Annotated in this window: 24 protein-coding genes; 11 read left to right on the forward strand and 13 right to left on the reverse strand. The window is 73.5% G+C overall.

Translation table 11 applies throughout. The annotated features are described in order from the left end of the window. Window positions 1–45 precede the first annotated feature (45 nt). On the forward strand, window positions 46–1671 hold the full coding sequence (locus C1I95_RS05405; RefSeq protein WP_111212653.1) for an LLM class flavin-dependent oxidoreductase: 1626 nt from the start codon (window positions 46–48) through the stop codon (window positions 1669–1671). A 60-nt stretch (window positions 1672–1731) separates the two neighbouring features. Further along, window positions 1732–2160 carry an archease gene (locus tag C1I95_RS05410; RefSeq protein ID WP_111212654.1) on the forward strand — a complete coding sequence of 143 codons (429 nt, stop codon included), beginning with the start codon at window positions 1732–1734 and terminating at the stop codon, window positions 2158–2160. A gap of 9 nt (window positions 2161–2169) precedes the next feature. Here C1I95_RS05410 and C1I95_RS05415 read toward each other — a convergent pair whose 3' ends face one another. The 3 genes from C1I95_RS05415 to C1I95_RS05425 all read right to left on the reverse strand — a co-directional run bounded on the left by C1I95_RS05415 (window position 2170) and on the right by C1I95_RS05425 (window position 4517). Beyond that, window positions 2170–3588, reverse strand: coding sequence for an RtcB family protein (locus tag C1I95_RS05415; RefSeq protein WP_111212655.1), 1419 nt, complete (start codon window positions 3586–3588; stop codon window positions 2170–2172). A 98-nt stretch (window positions 3589–3686) separates the two neighbouring features. Beyond that, window positions 3687–4172, reverse strand: coding sequence for an SRPBCC family protein (locus C1I95_RS05420; RefSeq protein ID WP_111212656.1), 486 nt, complete (start codon window positions 4170–4172; stop codon window positions 3687–3689). A gap of 3 nt (window positions 4173–4175) precedes the next feature. After that, window positions 4176–4517 carry an ArsR/SmtB family transcription factor gene (locus tag C1I95_RS05425; RefSeq protein WP_111212657.1) on the reverse strand — a complete coding sequence of 114 codons (342 nt, stop codon included), beginning with the start codon at window positions 4515–4517 and terminating at the stop codon, window positions 4176–4178. A gap of 208 nt (window positions 4518–4725) precedes the next feature. Between C1I95_RS05425 and C1I95_RS05430 the strand changes: the two genes are divergently transcribed. Next, window positions 4726–5583, forward strand: coding sequence for a pentapeptide repeat-containing protein (locus tag C1I95_RS05430; RefSeq protein ID WP_111212658.1), 858 nt, complete (start codon window positions 4726–4728; stop codon window positions 5581–5583). Window positions 5584–5653: 70 nt separating this feature from the next. After that, window positions 5654–6127, forward strand: a complete 474-nt coding sequence (locus C1I95_RS05435; protein ID WP_111212659.1) for a hypothetical protein — start codon at window positions 5654–5656, stop codon at window positions 6125–6127. Between the two features lie 73 nt (window positions 6128–6200). On the opposite strand, the gene rnhA is transcribed toward C1I95_RS05435, so the two are convergent. The 3 genes from rnhA to C1I95_RS05450 all read right to left on the reverse strand — a co-directional run bounded on the left by rnhA (window position 6201) and on the right by C1I95_RS05450 (window position 9086). After that, window positions 6201–6680: a ribonuclease HI gene (gene rnhA / locus C1I95_RS05440; protein ID WP_111212660.1), complete on the reverse strand. Its 480-nt coding sequence runs from the start codon at window positions 6678–6680 to the stop codon at window positions 6201–6203. A 159-nt stretch (window positions 6681–6839) separates the two neighbouring features. Further along, the gene (locus C1I95_RS05445) at window positions 6840–8114 is read right to left on the reverse strand and encodes a lycopene cyclase family protein (protein WP_438941285.1); all 1275 of its coding nucleotides are present in this window, start codon (window positions 8112–8114) and stop codon (window positions 6840–6842) included. A 384-nt stretch (window positions 8115–8498) separates the two neighbouring features. Then, the gene (locus C1I95_RS05450) at window positions 8499–9086 is read right to left on the reverse strand and encodes a hypothetical protein (protein WP_111212661.1); all 588 of its coding nucleotides are present in this window, start codon (window positions 9084–9086) and stop codon (window positions 8499–8501) included. A gap of 821 nt (window positions 9087–9907) precedes the next feature. Here C1I95_RS05450 and C1I95_RS05455 point away from each other — a divergent pair. Continuing rightward, window positions 9908–10399, forward strand: a complete 492-nt coding sequence (locus C1I95_RS05455; protein ID WP_111212662.1) for a hypothetical protein — start codon at window positions 9908–9910, stop codon at window positions 10397–10399. A gap of 599 nt (window positions 10400–10998) precedes the next feature. Then, window positions 10999–11610 carry a histone H1 gene (locus C1I95_RS05460; RefSeq protein WP_146605639.1) on the forward strand — a complete coding sequence of 204 codons (612 nt, stop codon included), beginning with the start codon at window positions 10999–11001 and terminating at the stop codon, window positions 11608–11610. A gap of 8 nt (window positions 11611–11618) precedes the next feature. On the opposite strand, the gene C1I95_RS05465 is transcribed toward C1I95_RS05460, so the two are convergent. Then, window positions 11619–12335 (reverse strand): MBL fold metallo-hydrolase, encoded by a 717-nt coding sequence (locus tag C1I95_RS05465; RefSeq protein ID WP_111212664.1) that lies wholly within the window; start codon window positions 12333–12335, stop codon window positions 11619–11621. Between the two features lie 91 nt (window positions 12336–12426). Here C1I95_RS05465 and C1I95_RS05470 point away from each other — a divergent pair, with 91 nt between their 5' ends. After that, window positions 12427–12840 (forward strand): YchJ family protein, encoded by a 414-nt coding sequence (locus C1I95_RS05470; protein WP_111212675.1) that lies wholly within the window; start codon window positions 12427–12429, stop codon window positions 12838–12840. 16 nt (window positions 12841–12856) lie between these two features. Here C1I95_RS05470 and C1I95_RS05475 read toward each other — a convergent pair whose 3' ends face one another. The 4 genes from C1I95_RS05475 to C1I95_RS05490 all read right to left on the reverse strand — a co-directional run bounded on the left by C1I95_RS05475 (window position 12857) and on the right by C1I95_RS05490 (window position 17876). After that, window positions 12857–14092, reverse strand: coding sequence for an MFS transporter (locus C1I95_RS05475; RefSeq protein ID WP_111212665.1), 1236 nt, complete (start codon window positions 14090–14092; stop codon window positions 12857–12859). Between the two features lie 78 nt (window positions 14093–14170). Beyond that, a complete protein-coding gene (locus tag C1I95_RS05480) occupies window positions 14171–15136 on the reverse strand; it encodes a mechanosensitive ion channel family protein (RefSeq protein WP_233513372.1) in 966 nt (321 codons plus the stop codon). A gap of 86 nt (window positions 15137–15222) precedes the next feature. Next, entirely contained in the window at window positions 15223–16149 is a 927-nt protein-coding gene (locus tag C1I95_RS05485) for a hypothetical protein (RefSeq protein ID WP_111212666.1), read from the reverse strand. 47 nt (window positions 16150–16196) lie between these two features. Continuing rightward, entirely contained in the window at window positions 16197–17876 is a 1680-nt protein-coding gene (locus C1I95_RS05490; protein WP_111212667.1) for a serine/threonine-protein kinase, read from the reverse strand. 530 nt (window positions 17877–18406) lie between these two features. Between C1I95_RS05490 and C1I95_RS36175 the strand changes: the two genes are divergently transcribed. Genes C1I95_RS36175 through dinB form a run of 4 tightly spaced genes read left to right on the forward strand, consistent with a single transcriptional unit; the run spans window position 18407 to window position 21613 of the window. Then, the gene (locus C1I95_RS36175) at window positions 18407–18946 is read left to right on the forward strand and encodes a peptidoglycan recognition protein family protein (RefSeq protein ID WP_233513375.1); all 540 of its coding nucleotides are present in this window, start codon (window positions 18407–18409) and stop codon (window positions 18944–18946) included. Continuing rightward, window positions 18916–19542 carry a peptidoglycan-binding protein gene (locus C1I95_RS36180; RefSeq protein WP_325048776.1) on the forward strand — a complete coding sequence of 209 codons (627 nt, stop codon included), beginning with the start codon at window positions 18916–18918 and terminating at the stop codon, window positions 19540–19542. Before C1I95_RS36175 ends, C1I95_RS36180 begins: the two co-directional genes overlap by 31 nt. A gap of 44 nt (window positions 19543–19586) precedes the next feature. Further along, window positions 19587–20399: an inositol monophosphatase family protein gene (locus C1I95_RS05500; RefSeq protein ID WP_111212668.1), complete on the forward strand. Its 813-nt coding sequence runs from the start codon at window positions 19587–19589 to the stop codon at window positions 20397–20399. Window positions 20400–20422: 23 nt separating this feature from the next. Further along, a complete protein-coding gene (gene dinB, locus C1I95_RS05505; protein ID WP_111212669.1) occupies window positions 20423–21613 on the forward strand; it encodes a DNA polymerase IV in 1191 nt (396 codons plus the stop codon). On the opposite strand, the gene C1I95_RS05510 is transcribed toward dinB, so the two are convergent. Both C1I95_RS05510 and C1I95_RS05515 read right to left on the reverse strand, forming a co-directional pair. Then, the gene (locus tag C1I95_RS05510) at window positions 21599–22261 is read right to left on the reverse strand and encodes a hypothetical protein (protein WP_111212670.1); all 663 of its coding nucleotides are present in this window, start codon (window positions 22259–22261) and stop codon (window positions 21599–21601) included. The two genes, dinB and C1I95_RS05510, sit on opposite strands and share 15 nt — an antisense overlap. Window positions 22262–22518: 257 nt before the next feature. Continuing rightward, a partial coding sequence (locus C1I95_RS05515) for a hypothetical protein (RefSeq protein WP_233513373.1) occupies window positions 22519–23423 on the reverse strand: 905 nt, incomplete at its 5' end.

A 23423-nucleotide genomic window follows, 5' to 3' on the forward strand; every position in this document is an offset into this window, starting at 1 on the left:
TCTGGACGTGGTGATCGACGCCGCGCTACCGGAAGGAAGGCCGAGATGAGCGACTACGGGCACCCCCTGACCTTCGGGTCGTTCCTGACGCCCGGCAACGCCGACCCCGCCCGACCGGTCGGTCTCGCCATGCTCTCCGAGCAGGTCGGGCTCGACCTGGTCACCTTCCAGGACCACCCGTACCAGCCCGCGTTCCTGGACACCTGGACGCTGCTGAGCTTCGTCGCCGCGCGGACCGAACGCGTCCGGCTGGCCGCGAACGTCACCAACCTGCCGCTGCGCCCACCCGCCGTGCTGGCCCGTGGCGTCGCCAGCCTCGACCTGCTCAGCGGCGGCCGGATGGAGCTGGGCCTGGGCGCCGGCGCGTTCTGGGACGCCATCGAGGCGATGGGCGGCCGCCGCCTCACCCCCGGGCAGGGAGTGCGGGCCCTGGAAGAGGCGATCGAGATCATCCGCCAGATCTGGGACGCCGACGCCCGTGGCGGCGTCCGGGTCGACGGCGAGTTCCACCGCGCGGTCGGCGCGAAGCGCGGCCCGGCCCCCGCCCACGACGTCGGCATCTGGCTGGGCGCGTACAAGCCGCGCATGCTCGCGTTGACCGGGCGCCGGGCCGACGGTTGGCTGCCCTCGCTGGCCTACCTGCAACCCGGTGACCTCGCCAAGGGCAACGTGATCATCGACGACGCGGCGGCCGAGGCCGGCCGGTCCCCGACCGAGGTGATCCGGCTGCTCAACATCAACGGGCAGTTCACCACGGCCGGCCGCGGTCCGCTGCACGGACCGGCCGAGCAGTGGGCGGAGGAACTCGCCGACCTCGCCCTGACCGACGGGATCAGCACCTTCATCCTCGGCAGCGACGACCCGGACGACCTCCGGCGATTCGCCGCCGAGGTGGCCCCGGCCACCCGGGACCTGGTCGCCGCCGAGCGCTCGACCGGCACGGATGGCACCCAGCCGGGTGGCGTGGGACAGGCCGAAGCCGCGGTGGCGGCGCGGGCCGGCGGCGCGGCCCGGACCGGCGCGGCCGACCGTGCCGGGCGGTCGGCGGCAGGGCGGGCCACCGTCGCGGTCGGGCCGTTCGCTGTCGTGCCGACCCCCGACGACGGGAGCCGGCGTACCGACGAGCGGGTGTGGGACGAGTCGGAGCGCCCCACCGGACCGACGCCCGACCCGGAGCGCACCTACACCGCGCACGAGCAGGCCGGCGCGCAGCACCTGATCGACGTGCACGACGGGCTGCGCGCCGAGCTGGCCCAGATCCACGACCTGATCGAGCAGGTCGCCGCCGGGTTGATCGACGTGGGCACCGCCCGGTCCCACATCAACACGATGACCATGCGGCAGAACAAGTGGACGCTGGGCACCTACTGCGAGTCGTACTGCCGGGTGGTGACCACCCACCACACGATCGAGGACCGGTCGCTCTTCCCGCACCTGCGGCGCTCCGACCCCCGGCTCAAGCCGGTCATCGACCGGCTCGAGGAGGAGCACCACGCCATCCACGACGTGCTGGAGGGCGTCGACCGGGCCCTGGTCGCGTTCGTCGCCACGCCGGACGGGATGGCCGAGTTGCGCGCCGCGGTCGACCTGCTCAGCGACACGCTGCTGTCGCACCTGTCGTACGAGGAACGCGAACTGGTCGAGCCGATCGCCCGGCTGGGCGTGCACTGAACCGGGTCGGGTCACCGGAGCGCAGACGATCAGGGGCAGCGGGACGGCATCATCGTAGGAATGGAGCCACGAGGCGGACGGGGGCACCGGTGCGTACCGCACACCGCCGACGTACGGATCGAGGCGTGGGCGCCGGACCGGGAGGGCTGTGTGGCCGAGGCGGTCGCCGCGCTGGTCGGGTCGTTCACCGACTCGGCCGGCGCCCGACCCCGCGCCGAGCGGGAGTTCCACGCGCCGGCCGCGGGCGACGAGGACCTGCTGGTGGGCGTACTCGACGAAGTGATCTTCCGGATGGAGACGGCGGACGAGCTGCCGCTGACCACCGAGGTGGCCGACGACGGCGCCGGCGGTCTGCTGGTGTGCTGGCGCACCACGGCCACCGGCGAGGTGGAACTCATCGGCGCGGTGCCGAAGGCGGTCTCGCTGCACGAGTTGCGCTTCGGCGGCGACGGCGCCGGCTGGACCTGCGCGGTGACGCTCGACGTGTGACGCGGCCCGTCAGCCCTTGACCACGCCGAGCGGCACCAGTCGGGCCACCTTCCGGCACAGGCCGGCTCCCTCGGCGGCCTCGACCACCGCCGAGACGTCCTTGTAGGCCGCCGGCATCTCCTCGGCCAGCCCACGCCGGGAGGCGCCGCGTACCGCGATGTCCTGCGCCTCCAACTGGGCGCGCGGGTCGGCGCCGTGCCCGGCCGCGACGGCCTGCTTGCGGCTCTGCACCCGGCCGGCGCCGTGACAGGTGGAGGCGAACGCGGGCGCCCCGGCCACCCCGGTCAGCACGTACGAGCCGGTGCCCATCGAACCTGGGATGAGCACCGGCTGGCCGGCGGCGCGCAACTCGTCGGGCAGGTCGGGATGCCCGGGTGGCAGGGCGCGGGTGGCACCCTTGCGGTGTACGCACAGCCGCCGCGTCCCGCCGTCCACGGCATGGTCTTCGATCTTGGCAAGGTTGTGCGAGATGTCGTAGACCAGGTCGAGTCGGCGGCCGGTCTCCCGCTCGAAGATCTGGCCGGCCGCGTGGGCGAGCAACTGCCGGTTGGCCCGCGCGTAGTTCGCCGCGGCGGCCATCGCGCCGAGGTAGGCGCGCCCCTCGTGCGAGCCGACCGGGGCGCAGGCGAGCTGCCGGTCCGGGACGTGGATGCCGTGCCGGCCCATCACCTTCTCCATGGCCCGCACGTAGTCGGTGCAGATCTGGTGTCCCAGGCCCCGCGACCCGCAGTGGATCATCACGCAGACCTGGCCGGCGCGCAGGCCGAACGCCTCGGCCACCGGCTCGTCGTACACCTGCTCGACCGCCTGCACCTCCAGGAAGTGGTTGCCGGAGCCGAGGCTGCCGACCTGGCGCGCGCCGCGCTCGATCGCCCGCTCGCTGACCTGGGCCGGGTCGGCGTCGTGCACCGCGCCGTAGTCCTCGCAGCGGTGCAGGTCCCGTTCGACGCCGAAGCCACGCTCCACCGCGTACCGGGAGCCGCCGCGCAGCACCGCGTCGAGTTCGTCGCGGCCGGTCAGGTGCCACACCGCGCCACGGCCCATGCCGCGCGGGGTGGCCGCGCTCAGCGCGTCCATCACCGCGTCCAGGCGCGGGCGCAGTTCGTCGCGGTGCAGGTCGGCAGTGAGCAGCCGGACCCCGCAGGAGATGTCGAAGCCGACGCCGCCCGGCGAGACCACGCCGCCGGCCTCGACGTCGGTGGCGGCCACCCCGCCGATCGGGAAGCCGTAGCCCCAGTGCACGTCCGGCATGGCGTACGAGGCGCCGACGATGCCGGGCAGGGTGGCCACGTTGGCGACCTGCTCCAGCGAGCGGTCCGCCCGGGTGTCGGGCAGCAGCGACCGGGAGGCGAAGACCAGCCCCGGCACCCGCATCGGATCGTGCCGGTCGATCCGGAACCGGTACGGCGACTCCTCGACCAACTCCATGCCCCGCTGCTACCCGGCGGCGGTGGCACTACACCTGCGCCCGCGGGCAGTCACGTCGTCCGGTGACCGGGGCCGCTGCGACCCCGGTCACCGGACGATCAGGAGGCGACCGCGGCGTCGATCTGGTTGATCGCCAGCGTGGCGCCCTCCACGACACCCATGTCCAGCACCTGCTGCAGCGCCTCGGCGGACTCGTAGTTGCCCACGTAGGTCGCCCGCGTGCCGCCGTTGTGCTCGGTGAAGGTGTAGACGTTCCTGGAGACCGGCAGTTCCGGCCTCGGGTTGAAGTCCAGATCGGCGAAGCCGTCGTCGAAGGAGAGGCTCCTCGGCTCGTCGACGGCGGTGACCAGCCAGTAGCCGGCGTGCTTGTCGCCCTCCGGGCCGGTCATGTAGTAGGTCACCCGACCGCCGGGCCTGAGGTCGTGGTCGACCACCGTCGCCGGGTAGGTCGGCGGTCCCCACACCATCTCCAGTTGGCGAGGGTCGGCGTAGACCTGCCAGATCCGCTCCACCGGCGCGGCAAAGTCCGCGGTGATGGTCAGGGTCAGGTTGTCGAGGTCATGCTGGACGTCGGTCACGGGCATGGTTCAGTCCTCCTGGTCAGGGTCGGGTGTGATGAGCCGGTCGATGCGGGCGATGCGGCCACGCCAGACCTGTTCGAGCTCGGTGAGCATGGACGCCACCGACCGCACCGCCGCCACGTCACCGCTGGCCAACTGCTCGCGACCGCTGCGTCGTTTGGTCAGCAGACCGGCCTTCTCCAGCACGGCGACGTGCTTCTGTACCGCGGCGAAGCTCATGTCGTAATTCGCCGCGAGCGCGGAGACCGAGTGCTCCCCGGCCAGCACGCGGCGCAGGATGTCGCGCCGGGTGCGGTCAGCGAGCGCGTGGAACAGTGCGTCCGCCCGGTCGCTGCTCTCCTCGCCCACAGACCAAATATACAACCAATCGGTTGTACGTTGTCAACCGCAGCACGTCCCCCGCGGTGGCAGCCGGGCCAGCACCGGCGGCGGTGGCCCCCGGGCGGTCGGACGGCGGCCGATGCGGGGAGAATGACCCGTCGGCGCAGGTCGTCGGCGTCGACCGGCCGGACGACACTCGGGCATCCGGTCGAAACGGGTGGGAGGGAGAGCCAGCGTGACGGAGGCAGCCGCCGGCGAGCTGCGGGCAGACTGCGCCCGGTGCTTCGGCCTCTGCTGCGTCGCCCCCGCCTTCGCCGCGTCGACCGACTTCGCGCTCGACAAGCCCGCCGGGCAGCCGTGCCGCAACCTGCGCCCCGACTTCGGCTGCGGCATCCACGCCGAGCTGCGCGACCGGGGCTTTCCGGGCTGCACCGTCTTCGACTGCTTCGGCGCGGGCCAGCGGGTCGCCCAGGAGACCTTCGGCGGGCGGGACTGGCGTGCCGCGCCGCAGACCGCCCGGCAGATGTTCGACGTCTTCGCGGTGATGCGGCCCCTGCACGAGCTGCTCTGGTACCTGACCGAGGCCCTCGCCCTACGCCCGCCGGCAGAACTTGCCGAGGAGCTGTCCGCCGCGCTCGCCGAGACCGACCGGCTGGCCACGGACAGCCCGCAGACGCTGCTCACGCTGGACGTCGACGCGCACCGCGGCAAGGTCAACGCGCTGCTGTCGCGTACCGGCGACCTGGCCCGTGCCCGCGGCGGCGCCGCCGGTGCCGACCACCGGGGAGCCGCGCTGGTCGGCCGGGACCTGCGCCGAGCCGACCTGCGCGGGGCGAACCTGCGCGGCGCGCTGCTGATCGCCGCCGACCTGCGCGACGTCGACCTGACCCGGGCCGACCTCACCGGGGCCGACCTGCGGGCGGCCGATCTGCGCGGCGCCGACCTGTCCGGGTCCCTGTTCCTGCACCAGTCACAGCTCGACGCCGCCCGTGGCGACCGGCACACCCGCCTGCCGGCCCGGCGCACCCACCCGGCCCACTGGTCGATGCTGCCACTCACCCCGCACCGGCCATCCCGGCGCCGGAGCCGCTGACGCCGCTCACCCCACGGGCGCCGATGTCGGATAATGACGATCAACACGCCCTTGATCGGAAGGATCCTTCATGGCCAGCTCGACGCACCGGTCCACCACCCGCAGTCTGATCGGGGCATTCCTGACTGCGGTGCTGGTGGCGACCACACTCGCGGTCACCAGTTCGCCCGCCGCCGCACACCCCAAACTGAGCCCGAGGGCGTCCTGTCCCGGCACCGAGTTGTCGCCGCACCGCGACGCCTACGGCGGCGCCATCTCCGTGTTCGTCTCCTACTCCAGCGCCAACGGCGGCACCAACTGCGTCTGGGCGCAGAAGAACCTCAACCGCGACCGGGCCGAGCGGATGGAGGTCTTCATCGGCCGGTGCCCCAGCGGCAACCCGGGCTTTCCGTGTGAGCCGCTCGTCTTCGACCGCGACGCCGGAAACTTCCAGTACTACGCCGGCCCGGCGCAGGTGACCGGCACCGCCGGCCACTGCATCCTGGTGTACGTGGTCTACCGGAACCTCGCCGAGGAACGGTGGGGGCCGATCCACTGCGGCTGACGACCGCCCCCGTCCCCGTGCCCAGGCGTGGGGTCGACGTCGCAGCCCGGTGCCGCCGGCGGCGACACCGAATCTAGCGGCGGGCCGGCGCCTTTGCGGCGCGCGCCTCGGTCATCCCCTGGTTCGCCAGGGCGTCGGCCCGCTCGTTCTCCGGGTGCCCGTTGTGCCCCTTCACCCACAGCCAGGTGACCCGGTGCTGGGCGCAGGCCGCCTCCAGCCGCTGCCACAGGTCGGCGTTCTTCACCGGCTGCTTCCCGGCGGTCAGCCAACCGTTGCGTTTCCAGGACGCCAGCCAACTGGTGATGCCGTTGCGCACGTACGTGCTGTCGGTGTGCAACTCGACCGTGACCGGGCGGGTCAGGCTCTCCAGCGCCTCGATGGCGGCGGTCAGCTCCATCCGGTTGTTGGTGGTCGGGGTCGCCTCGCCGCCACACAGTTCGCGCTCGTGGGAGCCGTAGCGCAGCACCGCGCCCCAACCACCCGGCCCGGGATTGCCACTGCACGCGCCGTCGGTCCAGATCTCCACCACCCGGCCGGCCGTCTCGTCCACCATGCGGCAAACCTACCGAAGCCTCCCCCGCCAACTGGCACCCGGCCAGCCGGCGTGCCGGCGGCCGGGTCGCGCCGTCGGGTGGAGACAAACCAGCGCCAGGTCAGCCGGCGTGCCAGCGGCCGGGGTCGCGCCATCGGGTGATGGCAAACCAGCGCCGGGTCAGCGGCCTGGCCGGTCGGTCGCGGGACTATCGGGGCCGACGACGGGCGGCGGCACCGTCCAGGTCGGGCGGCGGGACGACACGAGCCGGTCGCGGAGCCGGCCGGCGGCGTCGGCCACGGTGGCGGTGACCATCGGCAACAGCCGGGCGGAGCGCATCACGGCCAGGTCCTCGGTCATCGTGGTGGCACCGTCGAGGAAACGCAGCACCCGTGGCGCCGGGTTACAGTCGAACAGCCGGCCGAAGAACTCCGGGCCGCCGACCAGGTCGCGGTCCAGGGCCCGCAGCGCGACCGCGTCCATCCACCGGTGCCGCCCGGGGTACGCGGGCGCCGGCACCGGCGGCCGTCCGGCGGCGAGCGCCCGGGCGACCTGTTCGGCCTGGCGGTGCATGGCGGCGAAGGTGAAGCCGGTCGACGGGCGGGTCGCGCCGCCGGCGGTGCCGAGGCGTACCACCCGGGGCGAGGGGCGGGCGACGAACGGGCCGTCGGTCATCGGGATGACGCCGTTCTCGACCTCCCGCACGCTGAGCCGGGCCGGGTCCAGGCCGAGCAGGTCCCGGTAGCCAGCCAGCGCCGCGTCGTACGCCGCGCTGGTGAGCAGGTCGGGCGAGAACTCGGTGTACTCGACCAGCGCGTACCGGCTGCTCACCGGCAGCAGGTAACCGAACGACACACCCCGGGGCGGCTGCGGGGTGCGAAAATCCATCAGGACCGCGCGTGCCGGGTCGAACACCGGCCGGTCCGCCGCCAGCCACCAGCCGCGAAAATGCTGCAACCAGTTCGTACGCCCCGGGCGACGCGGTGGTCGGGGCCGCGAGTCCAGCACCCAGCCGGCCCGCAACGCCGGCCCGTCACCGCCGATACCCACCAGCACCCGGTCGCCGTCGTCGTGCAAACTTTCGGCACCGGCGACGATCCGGGTCACGCCGAGGCGCCGCTCGGCCTCGGCAGCCCGGTCGTAGATCGGGCCGGAGCGCAACATCGCGTACCGCAGCGGGGCGAGGTTCAGGACGCGGTGCGCGCCGGGCGTGACCACCTCGACCTGCGACCAGCTCGCGCTGAGCAGGTCGTCCAGGTCGTTGCCCGGGTGGTCCCAGAACGCCCACGTCCGGTCCTGGCCACGTCGATGCACCGGGTCGACGACCGCGATCCGGAGATCCCGTACGCCGTGCCGAGCCAGCGCCGCCAGCACGAGTGACGCGGCACCACCCCCGCCGACCAGGGCGAGGTCGACGTCGACCGGCGCAGAACCCACCCCGTCACGCTGCCACACCCGCAGACCACCGCAAGGCGCTACCCCGGGTTACGCCGCCTCGGACCGTTCCGGCAACAAGACCCACCGCACCGCGAGCGGCGGCCAGCGGGCCAGCGACTACGCCGAGTCCGCGAGCGGGCGCCGCATGCCGACGATCGTGGCTCGGGACGACGCAACGGTCTACATCGACAAAGTGCTGGTGCACGAGCCCTCGAACCCGACCATCAGATTCCGTGCCGTCCCCCCAAGCTGGAGCCGCCGAGGCACACCGAATTGTGAATCTTGGACAGTTTCCGTTCGCGCCTGACGGTAACTGTCCAAGATTCACAATTTGGTGGCGCAGACACCGACTGGCCGGCACCCCGGGTGGGGTGCCGGCCAGTCGGCTGTACATGTGCTGTGTCAGCTGGTCCAGTGCTGGGCGACCAGGTCAGCGGCCTGCTGCTCCCACTGGGCGTAGTGATCCGGGTACGCCGACACCTGAACCTTCTGCGCGGCGGCGGTCAGCGGCATGTCCTTCCAGCCGTCGACCTGCTTCAGGCCCTTCAGGAACGCGGTGGTGGAGTACTCGGGGTCGGTGATCTGCTCGACCGTGCCCCACCCACTGGACGGGCGCTGCTGGAACAGGCCCTGCGAGTCGTGGTCGTTGCGGTCACCCAGGTGACCCAGGTTCTCCAACTTCGACTCCTGCAGAGCCGTCGCGATGGACACCACCGCGGCACGCTCGTCCATGCCGGTCTTCTTCGTCGCCGCGATGATCGCCTTCACGTTGGCGGTCTGCTCACCGTTGAGGTCGATGCGGGACTGGGCGCCCTGCACACCGTTCGGGATCAACTTGCTCGTGTCCGGCTTGTCGGCCTGCACCGCCGCGACCGGCTTACCAGCGGTCACCGCAGCAGCGTCCGCATGCGCGATCGGACCGGCGAACACACCACCAGCGAAAGCCAGACCAGCAACACCCAGAACACTCTTACGCAGCATCGAATTCATGATCAAAACTCCATTCGGGGGTAGACACGCGCACCACAGAGGGGGGAACGGCACACGCGGTCAGCGCCCAGCGGGCGCAGAAGACCAAAAGGGGGAAAGAAGAGTTCCGCGTTTCAGGCGGGGGGTCGAGCCATCAGGCGACCCACCCCGTCGGCGGAACCATGTCCAACGACCGACCGGCCACCAACATCCCGGGGCCGGGGCTCCGGCGACTCGCGGGGCACCAAGACCCTCTCGCTGCGCCGGGCCGATGCACAACGACCGAACGGCCGCCAACATTCCCGACCCGGCCCGGCCGAACCGGCCGGCACCAGAGCGCGACTTCCTCGCAGCGCCGGAACCACATCCAACGACCGACCGGCCCGGATCATTCCGGCGAACCGCCGGCCACACTCACACCCACAAGGGCGGGCGGCCCTGCTCGATCAGCCACCCGATACAACGCCCCCACCCCGCCGCCAATTCCGGCTGGCCGCCGCCCAGGACCGGACATCCGACGCGATCGGTCCGGCACCGCCCGGGGTTCGCAATCCGCCCAGCCGTCACACCACGACCACCGGCGAGTCGTGGCCACCGTTCCGGGCAGCCAAACCTGCACCGACCACGGGATCATCGGGGTGATCCCGCACCCGCTGAATCCGTGCCCGGGCCTTCCCGCGACGCCTCCCCATCCGAGGCGGACACGGGACGGCGACGAGAACTCCTCGTTTTTACCGGATCAGGTGCCCGGCCCACCTAGTGTTGGGCACACCTGCGCTTTGAGTTGGCCACCCGAACGACGTCCCACGCAATCGGCGGACGACAGGTGAGGGAAGACGCGTATGAAGGCGACCAGGGTTCTCGTAACGGCGTTGGGCAGCATTGCGCTCGGCGCGCTGCTGCTGCCGGGCGCGGCACTGGCCGACACCACCGTGTCGCCGTCGACCACAACGGTCGGGGAGACCGTCCTCCTCACCGCGACCAACTGCAGCCCGAGCGCCGGCGACGCGATCTTCCACCTCAGCGGCCCCGACCGGGACCAGAACGTCCGCTCGACCACCGCCCCGGCGAGCGGCGGGCTGAGCGCCGAACTGTTCACCGCCGGCTTCACCCTGGGCACGTACACGGTGGCGGCCACCTGCGGCGACCGCACCCCCGGCGGCAGCACGACCTTTACGGTCGCCCCGATCGGCGGTGCCCAGGCCGGGGGCGGCGCCGGCAGCGACGGCACCGGAACGCTGGTAGCTGGCGCGACTCTGCTCGTCACCGCGCTCGGCGGTGCCGTGATCCTGGCTCGTCGCCGTCGCCACGCCGCCAACGCAGCGACGCTGTGACCGGCGGCACCACTCCATCCATCCCGACGAGTGCCCGACCAGTTTCGCAGCGCCGGCACCGTGCCCAAACCGTCAACAACGACGCGGCACCCGAGCCGCGACCGACGGCGCGAGCATCCGACGCAGCGCAGGGCAGGCACCCGTGCCGTGACCGACGACGCGAGCACCCGAGACCGCGCACCGCAAGAACCCTCGCCGTGATCGACGACGCGAGCACCCGAGACCGCGCACCGCAGGCGCCCGAGGCGCGACCGACGACGCCAGCACCCAAGACCCGCCCCCACAGGCACCCGAGGCATGACCGACGACGCCAGCAGGACCCAAGACCCGCACCCGCAGGGAACCCGAGACGCGACCGAGGACGCCAGCACCCAAGACCCCGCACCGCAGGCACCTGAGGCGTGACCGAGGGCGGAGGCACAGAAGGCGGCGCGGAGGACGGCGTCGCTGCTCGCGGTGGCCGGGATCGCACTGGTCGGTACGGGGCGCGGGAGGCTGCTGCCCGATCCCCCGCAGCCTGACGGTGCCGGCCGGTCGCGGGCGTTTGACCGGCAGAGCGCCGGGAAGACCTGCGCCACGGCAGATCCCGAGGAGCGACGATGGCGCAGGCAGGACGGGCCAGGAAGCACACCGGGGCGCGCAAGGCCCCGATGCCGCGCAAGGTGGCGGCGAAGAAGGTGGCCACGGTGGCGAAGCGGGCCACCGGAGCGACGGCTGCCAAGACGCCCGGCGAGAAGCCCACGCCGACGAGCGCACGCACCGCCCGCAAGAAGACCGTCTCCGCCACGGCCGCGCCGACCCGCCGGCCCACTGCGAAGGCTACCGCCGCGAAGAAGGCCACCACCCCGAAGAAGGGCGCCCCCGCGAAGACCGCACCGGCGGTCAAGAAGGCTGCGGCAGTCACCACGAAGGCGGCAACGAAGAAGGCCGCAACGAAGAAGGCGGCAGCCAAGAAGGCGACAGCGAAGAAGACGGCAACGAAGAAGGCGACAGCGAAGAGGGCGGCAACGAAGAGAGCGCCGGCTGGGAAGGCAACGGCCACGAGGGCCCCGGCGAAGAAGACGACGACGAAGAAGGCGGCGACGCGGAAGACGGCGGCCACGCAGGCTGCGGCATCGCGGTCGCGGGCGGCCAGCACGGCGCCGGCGAAGAAGGCGACGACGATGGAGTCGTTCGGCAGCCGGCGCGGCGCCCGGACCGGGTCCCGCTGAGCGGCGGTTCACCCTCGGGACAGCCGCCCGAGGAAGCTCCGGATCCGCTCCCGGGCCCGATCGGTGATCTCCGGGCCGTGGGTGAAGGCGGCCACGTCGTACTCCAGTTCGCCGAGCACGTGTGCGGTGCGCTGGGTCATCCGGAAGTCGGCGCAGAACGCCTTGACCGGCCATCGGACGCCGGCCACGTTGAACAGCGCGTCGCCGGTGATCAGCACCCGCGTCGGCTCGTGCAACAGCGAGACATGACCCGGCGAGTGGCCCGGGGTGTGCACCACCCGCAGCCCGCCGCCGACGTCGAGCAGGTCTCCGTCGGCCAGCGGCTGGGCCACCTGGAAGGCCGGGAAGCGGCCCGACGACAGGCGGGCGAACAGCCGCGCGCCGCCGACGGTCGGATCTCCCGGCGCGGCCCTGCCGGCCTCGGCGTACGGGACGTCGGCGGCGTGCAGGGCGAGCGACGCGCCGGTGCGGCGGGCCACCTCGGCCGCCCCGCCGACGTGGTCGGGATGCGCGTGGGTGAGCACGATCCGGGTGACGTCGGCGGGCTGCTTGCCGATCGCGGCCAGCCCGCGCACGATCCGGGCCGGCGCACGCTTCACCCCGCAGTCCACGAGGGTGACGCTGCCGTCGTCGGCGACCAGGGCGTACGAGTTGACCAGCGCCCGGCCCGCGGTGGGGATACGCCAGACACCCGGGGCGAGCACAACTGCGGCTGACCGCGCCATCGGCGCACCCTACCATCCATCACGGCCGATGCTCGGGCGCGGCGTCGACCCCCGCGGGTCCGGCCGGCGTCAGGGCGGGAAGGATGACAGGGTGGCCAAGCGAGACAGACGACCGGCACAGCGGGCCGGAGCGGCCGGAGCGTGCCCGTGCGGGCAGGGTCTGCCGTACGCGGACTGTTGCGGGCGGTTGCACCGGGGTGAGGCCGACGCGCCGACGGCCGAGGCGCTGATGCGGTCCCGGTACGCCGCCTTCGCCGTCGGCGAGCCGGATTACCTGCTACGCAGTTGGCACAGCCGCACCCGGCCGCCCCGGCTGCTCCTCGATCTCGGCCAACGCTGGACCGGGCTGGAGATCGTCGGCGCCGACCAGGGCGGCCTGTTCGACAGTACGGGCACCGTGGAGTTCCGCGCCCACTACCGCGAGGGCGGCCGGCAGGGCACGCTGACCGAGCGCAGCCGTTTCGTCCGCGAGGACGGGCGCTGGGTCTACCTCGACGCCGAGTAACCCTGACCGGCGGCCGTCACCCGTCGGTCCGGACTGGCGGCGTCGGATCCGGCACCGGCTCGGGCGAGGTCCGGCCACCTGCCACCCGGGTCGCCAGCGTCACCGCGACCAGCAGGTACGGCACGGCGGCGACCGCGAACGCGAACGCCACCCCGTTGCCGGCCACGGTGGCGACCAGGCCGAACCCGGCGTACACCACGATGATGGTCAGGTCGGTCGCCATCCCGGCCAGCGAGGTGACGGTGGCTCGGCCCGGGCCGTTGATCCGCGCCTGCAACCGCGCGTCGGCCAGCACCGAGGCGAGTTGGAGACCGCAGAACGCCACCGCCACCAGCAGGAACCCGATTGGTCGGCGGAGCAGCGCGCCCCCGGCCAGGGCCAGTGCCGAGCCGGCCAGCAGGAGCGCGTACCCGGGGGTGCGCAGTCGCTGGCCGGCCGGGGCGAGCAGACCACCGGCGATCTGCCCGACCGTGACGAGTAGGAGCAGCAGGGGCACCGTCGTCAGGGCGACGCCGGTGTCCCGGGCCAACAACGGGGTGTACTCGTCCAGCGCGCCCCAGACCGCGGTGACCGCCGCGACCAGCAGCACGGCTGCGCGTACCGCCCGGTCGCCGCGTACCTCGACGATGCCCGCCCGCAGGCCCGGCCACCAGCCGGGTTCCTCGGCACCGGCGGCGGGCCGGCGGTGTTCGGGGAAGCGGGCGGCGACGGCCGCGGCGAGCAGGCAGGCCGCCACGCTGCCGGCACCGACGGCCGGGTAGCCGCCGAGACCGAGCACCGGACCGGCCAGCAGGATCGACCCGAGCACGCCGACGGTGCCGGCGGTGCGGGCCCGTCCGATGGTGCGGGCGTACCGGCTGGCGGCGCCGAGGTGGTCGAGTTCGTCGTAGACCAGTGCCTCCAGCGCGCCGGAGGCGAGCGCGCCGCCGGCTCCCCAGAGGACGAACCCGACGGCGAACGCGGGATAGGACGGCGCGAACGTCCACAGGGCGAAGCCGGCGGCCGTGCACAGCGGCGCGAGGCAGAGCAGCTGGCGTCGCGAGGTCGCGTCGGCCCACGCGCCGGAGGGCACCTCCAGCACGATGCCGGCCAGCGCCCAGATCACGAAGAGCGAGGAGATCTGGCCGACCGACAGGCCGGTGTCGGCGAACAGCAGCGCGTACACCGGGTAGAGCAGGACGAGGTCGGTGAGGAACGCGTACGCGTAGAGGGTGGCCGCCAGCCGGCGGACACCCGTCGAGGTGCGGGTCATGAGGCCTTTCCAGGTGGGACGGATCACGGACGCCGATGTAACGGCGACCGCGGGCGGCCCACGGCCTCGGATGACTCATCAATGTCGCCAGGTCATGGCGGTGATGCTAGCCCGGCGACCCGGTGGCCCGCCACGGCGAAACCGGGACGCGCCGCGGGACGGGACCGAGGTGGCCCCGTCCCGCGACCCGCTCAGCGGGGGAACTGCTCGTCGGGCCTCGGCAGCACCATGGTGGAGTCGCTGTCGTCGGTGCTGCGTGGCGCCGGGCGCGGCAAAGGTCGACGCGCCGGGTGCCGGCGTGGTGGCCGCGGGCGTCGGCTCGGCGAGGTGCGCCGCGGTGTCACGGCGGCCGGCGGAGTAGGCGCGGGCGTGCGCGGCGATGGTCCGCGACTCCTCCTCGGCGCGGGACAGCCACGAATCCCAGCGGCTCTGCATCGGCCGGACCAGCCCGCCGCCGACCCCGACCACCAGGATGCCGCCGATGGTGGCCAGCACGGCGATCAGCACCGGGGTGGTCACGGCCGTGGCGACCCCGATCTGGTTGAGCGCGGCGATGACGCCGAGGCCGATGATGAACACCGAGGCGATGGTGGCCAGCAGTCGGCCGTACGACAGCCCGCCGAGCGCGCCGGAGATGATGTCCTTCACCGCGCTGGCGATGGCGGCGGCCACGACCACGATGACGATCGCGACGAAGGCGCGGGGCAGCCAGGCGATGACCCCGGCGATCAGATCGGAGATCGGGTTCGGCCCCCACACGCCGAAGGCGAGGTAGAGGGTGAGCAGCAGGATGCCGTAGTAGGCGAGCCGGGCGACGATGCCGCTGGCGTCGTAGCGGGATCGGGCCAGTGCCCGCCGGATCCCGCCGCGCTCGACCGCCCGGTCGAAGCCGACGCGTTCGAGCAGCCGGTCGGCGAGCTTCAGGACCGCCTTGGCAATCAGCCAGCCGGCCACCAGGATCGCCACGAAGGCGACGGCCTTGGGCAGGAAGAGAAGTATCGAACGGAGGGTGTCCCCCACCGCGTCACCGAAGTTGTCTCGCATCGGATGGACCTCCACAGGGGCGGGTGCTTGGTCCGGCCCGACCTACCCGGGTGGTGTGCGAGGGAAACGTCCGCGGTGCCCCGGCGTCAGCCCGGGCAGGTGTAGACCACCTCGGTGCTCGCCTGCGCCGGAGTCGGGGAGACGATGTTCACCGTGGCGGTCTCGGTGGTGGTGCCGACCCCGCTGAACGACCAGCGCAGGGTCAGCTCCACCGTGCGCTGACCCCAACCGACCCGCTCCTCGAGCAGGGCACCGGGCGCGCTGCCGGAGCGCAGCCACTGGTACTCGATGACTCCCGCGCGGCCGTTGGTCCGCACCGTGGCGACCACGTCGACGCTGACGTCGCACTGCTCGCCGGCCGGGCGGGGCACGGCGACGCTCACCTCGGCGATCTCCACCGGGCTGAGCCGCTGCCAGATCCACAATCCGACCGCGGCGAGCAGCGCGAGGGTGAGCAGGGTGGACAGCACCGAGACGAGCCGGCGCCAGGCCGACCGACGGCGCGGTGGCGCGGTGGGTGTCGGCCAGGCCGGCGCCGGCGGCGGGGCGGCCGGCACGCCAGGCCCGAACCGCAGCTCACCGCCGGGACCGGCGGTCGGCGCCGCGAGCGGTTCGGCAGCGGTACGCGCCCCGACCGGGCCCGCCGGGGCGACGGCGGCCCCGGTCACGGTGCCTCCCGCACCGGTACGGGCGGCCTGCGGTGCCGCCAGCGGTGGTGCGTGCCGCACCGTGCGGTCCACCGACACCGTAGGGTCCAGCGACACCGTGCGATCCAGCGACACCGTGCGGTCCGGCGAGGCCGTCTGTTCCAGCGAGGCCGTCTGGTCCAGTGACACCGTCTGGTCCAGCGACACCGTTGCCTGGTTCGCGTCCAGGTGGACGGTCGGGTCGTCCGTCGACGGCCACGACATCGACCCCAGGCCGACCGTCGGCTCGGCAGCACCGAGATGCGCCGTCGACTCCGGCACGCGCTGGGTGGGTAGGGCCTCGGTCGTGTCGTCCGGCTGGGTCACCGCTGCGTCTCCCGCTCGTCGTCGGCCTGGTAGGTGGGTGCGCCCGGTCAGCCCGGCGTGCAGAAGGAGTAGAGCGTCACGTACACCGTCGAGTCGCCGACGGTGGTGTTGCCGGCGGCGTCCGTGGCGAGAACCGTCACCGGGATCCGGGTGGTCGACCCGGGTCGCGGCAGGTCGCCGAGCACCCCCCGGAACTGGCCGCTCCGGACCAGCGCCATGCTCTGCTCGTACGACTGCTTCTCGATGGTGTAGCGAAAGCGGACCCGCAGGTCGCCCACGGCCGTGCGGTCGTCGTTGACGAGCGCGGTGACCGTGCTGGCGGTGGGTCCGTAGGGACAGCCGGCCGGGTCCAGCTCGGTCGGGCTCGCCGTGACCCGGGCGACCGTGGGCCCGGTGGTGTCCGGCGGCGCTGGCGGGCTGGTGCTGGTCGACGGGGTGGGCGCCGGCGTCGACGGCGGCGGCGGGCTGCCGCTGGGCGTCATCGATGGTGTGGCCGGCGTCGTTGCGGTCGGGGTGGTGGTGCCGGTCGGGGTGGATGGTGCGGCGGTGGTCGGCGTGGTGGACCCGTCGGGCTCCCCGGGCGTGGCCGAGGCCGAGACCCTGCCGGTCGGCGGCGTGCCGGCGGTCAGTTCCGTCCTCGCCTCAGGCTTCGCCGCGCCGGCCGGGGCGACCGGGGTGTCCCGGGCGGCGTAACTGAGCCCGGCACCGCCGACCAGCATGGCCACCACCAGCCCACCGCCGACGAGCGCCGTCCGGGCGCGTCCCCGCCGTGGCGCGGTGCGTTCGCTGCCGTCACCAGTCGACGTGGCGGCCCCGAGCGAGGTACTGGCCACGGCGGTGGCACCGCCGGTGCCGTCCGGGAACGGGAAGAGGGCGGCCAGCAGCGCGGCCCGGCGGGCCAGCTCCCGCAGCCCGCGTTCCTCCCAGTCCGCGCCGTACGCCCCGGCGGCCACCTCCTCAAGGGTGGCCAGGAAGACCTGCGCGGGCTGCGGCCGGTCGGCGGGACGCTTGGCCATGCCGTGCCGCAGCAGGTCGTGCACCGGCGGCGGGGCCGGGTCGGTCGGGATCGGCGCGCGGGCGTGCTGCTGGCGCAGGGTGGCCAGGTCCCGCCCGTCGTACGGGGGATGGCCGGTCAGGCACTCGAAGAAGGTTGCGGTGGCGGCGTAGATGTCGCAGGCCGGGCTGGCCGGGGCGCCGGTCCACTGTTCGGGGGCCATGTAGCGCGGCGTACCGGTGACGCTGGCACCGGCGCTGGCACCGACCGGCATGGCGATGCCGAAGTCGGCGAGCTTGCTCGCGCCCTCGCCGTTGACCAGCACGTTCTCGGGCTTGTAGTCGCGGTGCACCACACCGTGGGCGTGTGCCGCGCCGAGCCCGGCAAGCGAGCCCTTGAGCACGCACAGCGCCGACTCCGGCGTGGTCGGGCCCTGCGCGCGCAGCATCTGCCGCAGCGAGACGCCGTTGACCAGCTCCATCACGATCGCGGCGCCGCCCGGTGCCTCGACGTACTCGTAGAGGCGGCAGACGTACGGGTCGTCGATGCCGGCCAGCAGCCGGGCCTCGTCACGGAAGGCGGCCCGGAACGAGGCGTCGTCCGGCCTATCGGTCAGGTACTTGATCGCCACGGGCGTGCCGGTGCCGTCGTGGACGGCGAGGTCGACGCTGCCGGACGCGCCGGCACCGAGCCGGCGGACCGGGGTGTAGCCGGAAACCCGCCAGCCGGTCATGCCACCACTCCCCGCGCTCCGCGGAGTCGGACGGCGCTCCTCCGCACGCTGATCATTATCGTTCCCACGGCCCGCGCGGCCATCGGCCCGACAGGTGCCGTCACCGGCCGGGTGGCTGCCTGGTGGCTCGTCCGATGGGCACAGTGGCCGGTGGGCGACCCGGCGGTCGCCGTCGCCGGCACGGGATGGTCAGTCACGGACACAACGTCACTGGGTAGCACCCCCGGTCAACGACCGGTCGACGGTGGACCAGCGGCACCTGGCCCGGGCGGGCACCGCCGCTCCTACGGTGGCGGCCCGACAACGCCCGTGGAAGGGACAAACGTCATGGTCGAGCGGTTCGCCGACTATCTGGCCGCCCGGGTCGCCGACCCGTCGCTGACCTTCCGGCAGCACCTGCGCCGCGTCGGCGGATCCATTGAGGAGTAACTCTCGATCGACCTCTGGCGCAGCCACCGGTCTTGGCAATATCCTCCACATCACACACGCTTGATGAAGCCAGTTTTCATCCCGGTCCCGGAGGAGACGCCATGCACGCCGAGCACACCGAACTGGACCGCCGGACGCTGCTGCGCGCCGGGTTCGGCGCCGCCACGGTCGCCGTGGTCGGGACCGACCTCGCCCGCCCCACCCCCGCGCGGGCCGACGCACCTGCGGACCTGGACTGGATCATCAGCTGCGACGGGTGGGGCGCCCGGCCGCCGAAGGATCCGCTATCGGTCAGCGCGACCCCGACCAACAAGATCATCGTGCACCACATGGCCTTCCCGAACGTCACCGACTACTCCCGCGAGCAGGCGGTGCAGCTGGCCCGCGACTGCCAGGACCTACACATCGACGGCAACGGCTGGTCGGACACCGGCCAGCACTTCACCGTCAGCCGGGGTGGGTACGTGCTGGAGGGCCGGCGCGGCAGCCTGGAGCGGCTGCGGGCCGGCGACCGGCAGATGATCTCCGCGCACTGCCCCGGGGAGAACGGCGCCGGGCCATCGGCATCGAGAACGAGGGGACGTACGTCGACGAGACGCCACCGGAGGCGTTGCTGGACTCGCTGGTGCGGCTCTGCGTGACGATCTGCCGGCGGTACGGGCTGCACGCGCACGATATCTTCGGCCACTGGGACTTCCGCACCACCCAGTGCCCCGGCGCGGCCTTCTACCGGCAGTTCCCTACCCTGCGGCGGCAGGTCTTCCGCGCCCTCGGCACCAGCCTCGGCGACGTGCCGGCCCGACGCTGGCCGGACCTGTGGCGCTTCGTCAACTCCCCCTCGGTACGCGTGGCCCAGTACCTGCTCGCCCACCACGGCTACCCCGTCGAACCGACCGGGGTGTTCGACGCGGCCACCGTGGCGGCGGTGCAGGACTGGCAGGCCCGCAACGCCCTGCCGGTCGACGTCGACGCCACGCTGAACGCCGGGACCTGGGAGACCCTCGCCCCGGAGCTGGACCAGCACTCCGCCGGCCTGCCGGTCACCGCCGTGCAGTACCTGCTCAACTTCAAGGGGTACGCCGACGTCGCGGTGACCGGTGGCTACGACCACGCCACCCGTCGGGCGGTACGGGACCTGCAGGCCCTGCACGGCCTGCCCCGCAACGGCAAGGTCGGCACCGGCACCTGGTGCGCGATCGTCGGCGGTGTGGTGCGGCAGTCCTTCACCCGCCGCTGACCGTCCGGCACCAGCCCTCTCCCGACCGGCCTAGCCTGTGTGGCATGTCGATCACGGATGGGGAACTCGCCGTCGCCGCCGCCGAGGCCGGTGCGGCGGCGCTGCGCGCCCGGTACGGGACGGCGCTGGCCCGCGTGGACAAGGGCGCGGGCGACTTCGCCACCGCCGCCGACCTCGACGCCGAGCGGGCGGTCCTCGACCTGCTCCGGGCCGCCCGCCCGCGGGACGAGGTGCTGGCCGAGGAGAGTGGCCGCACCGGGCCCGGCGGGAGCGAACGGGTGTGGCTGGTCGATCCGCTGTGCGGCACGTTGAACTATGCCGCCCGTACCATGCTCGCCTCGGTGAACGTCGCCCTGCGGGTGGGTGCGACGACGACGGTGGCCGCCTGCGCCGACCCGTTCGCCGGCGAGGTGTTCTGGACCGAGGGCAGCCGGGCCCACGTACGCCGCGACGGCGTCGACGAGCAGATCATCCCGTCGGCGCGGTCCCGCCTGGTGGAGGTCAACCTCGACCCGCCGTTCCCGAACGAGGCCACGTTCCGGGCGGTCCGGTTGCTCGCCGACCCGGGATTCGAGGCACGCTTCCGGCCCCGGGTGGTCTCCACCACCCTCGCGGTGGCCTGGGTCGCCGCCGGCCGGCGGGCCGCGTACGTGACCGACGGCCAACTGCGGGACAGCGTGCACTTCGCCAGCGGCATCGCGCTGTGCCGGGCCGCCGGTTGCGTGGTCACCGGCATCCGGGGGCAGCCGTTGCACACCGGGGTGGGCGGGCTGCTGGTGGCGGCCGACGAGGAGACCCACGCCGCCCTGTCCGCTCTGGTCGACCGGCAGTTCGCGGCAGGTCACGCCCAACTTTAGAACGTGTGTGCGAAGATGACCGCGTGTCGGGCGAGGCCACCATCCTGCATGCCGACCTGGACGCGTTCTACGCGTCGGTCGAGCAACGCGACGATCCACGGCTGCGCGGCCGTCCGGTGATCGTCGGCGGTGGCGTGGTGCTGGCCGCCAGTTACCAGGCCAAGGCTCGGGGCGTGCGCAGCGGCATGGGCGGGGCGCAGGCCCGCCGGCTCTGCCCGGACGCGGTCGTCGTCCCGCCCCGGATGGCCGCCTACAGCGCGGCCAGCCGGGCGGTGTTCGACATCTTCCGGCAGACCACGCCGCTGGTCGAGGGGCTCTCCATCGACGAGGCGTTCCTCGACGTGGGCGGCCTGCGCCGGCTGGTCGGGCCGCCGGCCGGGATCGCCGCCGGGCTGCGCCGGGCGGTACGCGAGGGCGTCGGCCTGCCGATCACCGTCGGGGTCGCCCGGACGAAGTTCCTGGCCAAGGTGGCCAGTGGCGTCGCCAAGCCGGACGGCCTGCTGGTCGTGCCGCCGGCCGGGGAGCTGGCCTTCCTGCACCCGCTGCCCGTCGAGCGGCTGTGGGGAGTCGGCCCGGTGACCGCCGCGAAGCTGCGCCAGCACCGGATCCGTACGGTCGGTGACATCGCCCGGCTCGGCGAGGCGACCCTGGTGTCGCTGCTCGGTGGCGGTGCCGGGCGTCACCTGCACGCCCTGGCACACAACCGTGATCCGCGGCCGGTCCAGGTCGGCCGGCGGCGCGGGTCGATGGGCGCCCAGCACGCGCTGGGCAACTCCGGGCACCGCCCGGCCGAGCTGGACGCGGTCCTCGCCGGCCTGGTCGACCGGGTCACCCGACGGCTGCGGTCGTCCGCCCGGTCCGGGCGGACGATCACCCTGCGGCTGCGCTTCGCCGACTACACCCGGGCGACCCGCTCGCGCACCCTGGCGAAGGCGACCACCGACACCGGCATCGTGCTCGACACCGCACGCGGGCTGCTCCGGGCGACCCTGCCCGAGATCGAACGGCGCGGTGTCACGCTGATCGGCGTGGCGGTCGGCAACCTCGGCGACGGGCACGTCCAGCTGGCGCTGCCCTGGCACCCCGACCCGTCGGCGGAGTTGGACGCGGCGGTCGACGCGGTCCGCGAGCGGTTCGGTTCCGCAGCCCTCACCCGGGCGGTGCTGCTCGGCCACGACACCGGCCCGGAGATGCCCCTGCTACCCGACCTCTGAGCCCGGTTGGCGTCCCACACCCAGCGCCGGCACGGCAGACCTCGCACCGCCGAGCCCGACCGGTGGCGCGGGCCGCCAGAGCAGGTCCACCGGAACCCCGTCCGGCCGCGACAGGCGGTGCCGTTCGCGGTAGCCGAGGCGGCGGAAGAGGCGGCGGTCTGCGCTGCTGTGCACCTCGGCGTACATCGGCAGGCCCAGGGTGTCCATCCACCGGTGGCTGCCGGCGAGGACCGCCGCGGCCTGGCCGGCCCGGCCGGCGTCCGGTGGCGCGGCGAGGAAGGCCAGGTGGTTGTGGGGCTCGTCGGGGCGGCGCGCGGCGAGGACGTGATCGAGCCGGCGGAAGCGTACGGCGTGATCGCCGCAGGCGTCCTCGATGCGCTCGTCGTACCGAGGTGGCGGTGGGATCGGGCGGTAGCGGTGGAACCAGACGGTGGCGGCGGCCCCGTCCTTGAGCAGGAACGCGTCGCCGAACAGCAGCGCGTGTTCGATCCAGATACGGGCCACGGCGGCGACCACCGCGGGTCGGCGCCGCTCGTCGGGTACGAGCCAACCGCCGAGCGGCGTGGGGACGACGGTCGCGGTCACCAGGTCGATGATCCAGTCGATGTCGCGCCAGCGGGCGCGGTTGACCGGCAGGGTGATGTGCATGGGTAACTCCTGGTCAGGTGAAAGTCCGAGGTGGAGGATCCGGCCTGGCCGGCGACCCGCGGACGAACGCGGGCGGCGGGCGGGGCCGGTGACGCCCGACTGCGCACGGCGGGCGTCAGGCGTCGCGCCGACCGGCCGTCACGGTGGCGGCGGCCGCGACAGGATGGCGTCGGCCCGGCGTGGGGTCGCGGTCGGCGTACCCGATGAACCCCGAGTGGCCCCGTAGCGGGGCCCGGCGCATGGCGTCGGCCCGATGGTCAGGCCGGTCTGCTCCCCGGGCGCGGCGATCGGGACGGACGTCGCGGGGTGCGGGCGGGCCGGGTCACCTGGCCTCGAAGCGGGGGCGGCGTCCAACCGACCGGGGAGTTGTCGGCGGTCCCGCCGTGGGTGGTCACGGTCGAGTCGACGCCGCTGGTACCCGGCGCCGGCGACACCGGAAACGGCGTCGGGGTGTGGTCGGGCTGCCGGTCGACCGGGTCCGGCGCACCGGTGCCGGTGGCTCCGACCGCCCGTGGCCGAGGCATCGCCGGGTAGGCAGACCCGTGCCGGACGGTGTCGGCGGCAACCGGGGCGCCGGGCGGCGTACAGCAGGGCGACACGTCGACCGCCGGTGACGCTGGCGACCAGGTGGGCAGCGGCGCCGGTTGGGGCGCCGGATCGGAGTCGAATTCGGGATCGGAGTCGGGATCGGGATCGGGTGCCGCCGGTGGGGTGGCCGGCGGCGGCTGGGGCAGGCCGGCGACCGGATCCAGGATGTCGAGCACCGGGTCGAGCGGACCGAGGATCGGCCCGGCCTCCCGCAGGATCGGATCGAGACCGGCCACGATCGGGTCGAGCAGCGGCGACAGCGGGCCGAGGAGTTGGCTCAGGGCGTCGACGAGCGGGTCCAACACCGGGCGTACGGCGGCGGCCACCGGGGCGACGACCTGATCACGGGCGGCCTCGGTCACCGGCGCGACCACCCGCGCCACGGCGTCCACCACCTGGCCGCCCGACCAGGCCGGACCCGGCGGTTCCGACCCGACAGGCGGTGCGGGCGGCTCGGCGGACGCACCGTGACCGGCAACCGGTGGGCGCGCGGGCGCCGGTGATGTCTCGGCCGGCGGCGGGGCGGGGTCGGTCGGCTGCTTCTTGCCGGACCGTGAGTCCGGCTCGGCCGGAG

Source organism: Micromonospora craterilacus (assembly GCF_003236315.1).
GTDB classification, from domain to species: domain Bacteria; phylum Actinomycetota; class Actinomycetes; order Mycobacteriales; family Micromonosporaceae; genus Micromonospora; species Micromonospora craterilacus.